Here is a 1627-nt window from a genome sequence, read left to right on the forward strand (position 1 = left end):
AAAGGCTGCACATAAAGGCCGGACACGCGACTGCACTCGATATGGCATGTCAGAACGTCAGAAAATCGCACCGCAACGCGGGAGCCATCCACACGCAACGCTAAGGGAGAACAGTGCAGGAACGGCAGTGTGATGGCGGTCAACAGCGGAGATCGATGATACCCAGTTCGTTCCACATCCAGGGGTGACGACACGAAAGTGTGTTTTGCGTACGCCAGCGAAGAACGCGAAGTGAACGGCGGAAGGTGGGTCAGCGTGAAGGCCAAACCCAACGGAGGTAATGGTCTTCGTCACTGTGTAGGAATGTCTCGCCGCAGTCCTTCTCCAACCGGTATGTTCTGGTGTCGGGATCACCCGCCAAGGCGGTAAGCAGCCGTTCGCTGTGCGAGACTACGACGATCTGGCAGGTCTTTACCGCTGTGGTCAGGAGCCGGGCCAGCGGGTCCAGCAGGGTTGGGTGGAGACTGGATTCCGGTTCGTTGAGGATAAGGATCTCCGGCTTGCTCGGCGCGAGCAGGGCGGCGCACAGCATGATGTAGCGCAAGGTCCCGTCCGACAGTTCGCTGGCACGCAACGACCGGAGCAGACCGCGCTGCCGCGTGGCGATGCTGCCGTCCTCGCCACTGCCGACCGTCGATCCCGGAAAGGCGTCCTCGATCGCGTCATTGAACGCTTCGCCGTCGCCGATCGCATGGATCGTCGCGATCGCCGCGGCCAGGTCGGCACCGTCATTGGCCAATGCCGGCGTGTAGGTGACGATCTGGGCCTTTCGTGCTGGTGCGTCCACGTCGGTCCGCAAATTGTCGTAGAAGCGCCAGTTGCGCATGCGCTCGCGCATGAGAAGCATCTCCAGCCCGTCCTCGCGATCGGAGGAATGCGTGACATGCTGTCGAAGGGGTGGAGGTTTTCCATCCGCCATTCTCCCGTCGTTGCCCGCCGGACACGGATCATCGGGCCGCGCCGTTCCGCGAACAGGTTCGACCGGCCAAGAACGCCGCCCGTCCACATTGCCTCGACCTTGATCTCTGGGTCGAAAGCAAAGGCCGACCCTGGCAAGGGCAAGCCCAGATCGATGGCATAGCCCAGATCGTCGCCGGAGAAACCAAGGCGCAGGCTGACCGGACCGGACGGTTCCCTGGATGGGGACTTTGCCGGTTCGCATGTCCTGGCTGATGCGTTCCGGGCCTGCCCATAGCGTCGAGTGGAGGCCACCTTCGCGCGCCAGCGAGTTGACGAGGCGACCCTGCGCCACATCGGCGAGCAGGCGCAGAGCACGGTAGATGCTGGATTTCCCGGTTCCGTTGACACCGGTGATGATCGTCAGCGGGGCAAGCAGCAGCTTGATGTCCCGGAGGGAGCGGTAGCCGGAGACGGCCAGTTGCGAAATCACCGGCATTCTTCGCCTCAACGTCTGAACGGGATGACGACGGCCTGGTCGAGAAAGGCGCGCATGCCCTCTTCCTCGACGGTGCGTCGGAAGGCGGCCCATGCGGCATCGTCGGTGGCGAACGGATCGTCCCACACCGTCGAAGGGCTCTGTTGCAAAGATTGGCGGCAGTCAGAGGTAGGCTGTCGCTCTGCGCCGATCAGGCGGCTGCTGCGAAATGGTGGTTGAGCATGCCCATGG

The 1627-nt window shown here is 62.8% G+C and carries 2 protein-coding genes; both read right to left on the bottom strand.

The window, feature by feature from the left end:
• Nucleotides 1–250: 250 nt before the first annotated feature.
• Nucleotides 251–1396 (bottom strand): AAA family ATPase, encoded by a 1146-nt coding sequence (locus B5X82_RS26090; protein WP_235862806.1) that lies wholly within the window; start codon nt 1394–1396, stop codon nt 251–253.
• Between the two features lie 8 nt (nt 1397–1404).
• The coding region (locus B5X82_RS26990) for a hypothetical protein (RefSeq protein ID WP_217699596.1) at nt 1405–1627 on the bottom strand (223 nt) is incomplete at its 5' end.

It is taken from the genome of Rhizorhabdus histidinilytica (assembly GCF_900167915.1).
Classification (GTDB): Bacteria; Pseudomonadota; Alphaproteobacteria; order Sphingomonadales; family Sphingomonadaceae; genus Rhizorhabdus; species Rhizorhabdus histidinilytica.

Excerpts from the sequence above, each read along its gene's own strand:
- B5X82_RS26090 (WP_235862806.1), bottom strand. The coding sequence starts at position 1,396 with ATGCCGGTGATTTCGCAACTGGCCGTCTCCGGCTACCGCTCCCTCCGG.